This is a genomic window from Massilia sp. CT11-108 (genome assembly GCF_047302915.1).
GTDB classification, from domain to species: Bacteria; Pseudomonadota; Gammaproteobacteria; order Burkholderiales; family Burkholderiaceae_D; genus Telluria; species Telluria orientalis.
This window is the reverse complement of record NZ_JBKYMO010000691.1, coordinates 1-2365: the sequence shown is the minus strand read 5'-3', so window position 1 is coordinate 2365 and position 2365 is coordinate 1. Positions and strand designations below refer to the sequence as shown.

The following is a 2365-nucleotide window of genomic DNA, read 5'->3' as shown; positions in this document are numbered from 1 at the left end:
ATCGTGCTCGGCCTGGGCCGCGGCCACCTCCGCTTCGAGGCGGCCGTCCTTCGTGCGCGGTGCGAATTCGGCGGTGGCGGCTTCCAGGCGCTTCTGCGCGGCCTGCACCTGCTCCTCGCCGCGCGCGACCCTCGCTTCCAACTGCGCGACGCGCACCTTGGCGTACACGCCCGTGCCGACGACGAGCAGCACCAGCACGCCGAGCGCACCGGCCATCGCGTTGACGGAGAAGATCTTCTTCTGCGGCTGGAACGCGGGATTGAACAGGTTGATCTGCTGGCTCATGCCGCGCCCTCCTCCACGCGCAGCGCGGCGCCGATAGGCACGAAGAAGCGCTGCTGGCGCCCCGGGTCGGCCAGGTCCGGCACGCGTTCGAGGTCGAGCACGTCGGCCAGGTCGAGCGTCTCGACCCGCGTGTAAAGGTTGCCCGACAGGTATTCGTCGAGGCCCGTGGCGCCGATCGGCGCGAGCACGAGCTTGGCCACGCTGATGAACGAGAACTGGCGCTCGAAGTTGTCGAGGGAGCGCTGCAGTTCGAGCGTGATCTTGTCGAAGGCCTGGTGCTTGCGGTCGTGGTCGTCGTCGAGCAGCAGGGCCAGCGTGACATCGATACGGCGCGACAGATACAGCTCGCCGCGCCACGACACGGTCAGCAGGCCGCCGTCCTCGCCGAACGACAGCAGCGCGATGCCGCGGCCGTCCTGCTCCAGCAGCGCGGACACGTTACGCTGTGCCATTTCGGGAATGTCGATCGCGCGCAGTTTCACCTTGGCCGCGTTGAACATCTTCTGGCGCGCGGCCACGATGCTGTTGCGCGCCGCGATCGCGAACACGCTCTGCTGCGGGCGCACGACGGCATTCGGGTCGAGCGGGACGTCGAGGACGTCGAACGTGGCGTCGTCGATGGGGAAATCGAGGATGTCCTTGAGGCGCCAGCGCATGGCGCTTTTCAGCTCCTCGCGCGGCACGTTCGGCGATTCGACCGACATGAACTGGTAGTCGCCCCCGGCCAGCACCGTCGTGCAGCGGTAGCTCGCGCTGTGCATCTCCTTCGCGGCCTTGTCGAGGCTGTCCGCAGACGGGGCGCCGGGAAAGAAGACGGCATGCGTCACGGCCGGCTTCGCGCCATCGTCCGCGCCACGGCGCACGCTGGCCGCCGCGATCCCGTCGCGCTGCGGCACCATGGCCAGCCAGGCTGCATTGTTCTGTGCTTTACTGAAAAAACCCATGCGTGGCGATGGTTATCCGTGACTTGGTCGAGATAAGTGCGATAGAGGCTTGATTATATTCAAGCGGTAGGAAATTCCGATACCAAATTTTTACTCTGGGAGAATATATTTGGTTTTCCGTGCGGAACTACTAATGGGGTGTGGTCTATACGCTGCAATCGGCTCGTAAACGACAATCGGGACCGTGCATTGCGGTCCCGATTGATCAAGCGTAAAAACGCTTAGTTGCAGTTGGCTGCCGTGCCGTTCACTTTGATCGTCGGTGCGCCGCCCGCCGTCGTCGCCTCGGTGTACTGGACGTAGCAGTTCGCCTCGTTGGTCGTGCCCGCAAGGCTCTGCGGTACGAGCTTGATCGAAGCACCCGAAGCATTCGTACCCGTCGTAGCCGCCGTCGCGATGACCTTATAGTCGACACCGTCCTTCATGCCGGCCGCCTCCGCGAGATTGCTGTCCGCCACCGGATAGCCGGTCGTGGTGTTGATGTTCATCGTCACGCCTTCGACCGTAAGTTGCTTGCTCGACGTGACAGTCGGATCGACCATGAACTTGCCATGCGCCATTGCCGCCGTCGCGCTGAGTGCACCTTTCGCAGCATTCAGGCTGGCCACGCGGGCATCGCTACCCAGGTTGGCAAACTTCGGCAGTGCCGTCGCAGCCAGAATGCCCAGAATAACGATCACGACGATCAATTCGATCAAGGTGAAGCCGCCCTGCGCATTGTTCTTGATACTTACTTTCATGCTCTCTCCGATGTAGGTGCGGCGTTCCCGGCCGCATGGGTTTTGATTAACGACCGCCTTGCGTATCGATTTCATTCAATGCAAGGCTCATCATTTGTTTCCCTGCGTCAGCAGGTGTATGAGTGAATTCTACCTTGAACGCGGGCAATTTCGATTTGCCCGAAGCAAATCTTTCTCGTTCCGAGGTGAGATAAACAAGGGTTTTGTCGCGTGGGTCAAACACCCACCCGTTTCGTGCCACACTACCCTGCCCGGATAGTGCGAATTCGCCAAGATAATCCGCCGGCGGACGGGCCAGCAGGCGCATCGGATTCTGTCCGGCCAGCGCCGCGAGCCTGTCGGGATGGCGGGCCGCCTCGACCTGCAGCGCCGTGCGCAGCGCGGCCACGGTCTGGC

The 2365-nt window shown here is 62.7% G+C and carries 2 protein-coding genes and 2 pseudogenes; all 4 read right to left on the bottom strand.

Going from position 1 to position 2365, the window contains the following annotated elements; all coding sequences use genetic code 11:
* Positions 1–285, bottom strand: a pseudogene (locus ACEN88_RS29515) (hypothetical protein); the annotation flags it as partial.
* The gene (locus ACEN88_RS29510; protein ID WP_413345420.1) at positions 282–1229 is read right to left on the bottom strand and encodes an agglutinin biogenesis protein MshI; all 948 of its coding nucleotides are present in this window, start codon (positions 1227–1229) and stop codon (positions 282–284) included. The pseudogene ACEN88_RS29515 and the gene ACEN88_RS29510, both read right to left, overlap by 4 nt.
* A 221-nt stretch (positions 1230–1450) precedes the next feature.
* A complete protein-coding gene (locus ACEN88_RS29505) occupies positions 1451–2044 on the bottom strand; it encodes a type II secretion system protein (RefSeq protein WP_413345418.1) in 594 nt (197 codons plus the stop codon).
* Positions 2016–2365: pseudogene (locus ACEN88_RS29500) on the bottom strand (hypothetical protein); the annotation flags it as partial. The pseudogene ACEN88_RS29500 and the gene ACEN88_RS29505, both read right to left, overlap by 29 nt.

Bases quoted from the DNA above. Each gene is read 5' to 3' on its own strand.
- ACEN88_RS29505 (WP_413345418.1), bottom strand. From the start codon at position 2,044: ATGAAATCGATACGCAAGGCGGTCGTTAATCAAAACCCATGCGGCCGG.
- ACEN88_RS29510 (WP_413345420.1), bottom strand. From the start codon at position 1,229: ATGGGTTTTTTCAGTAAAGCACAGAACAATGCAGCCTGGCTGGCCATG.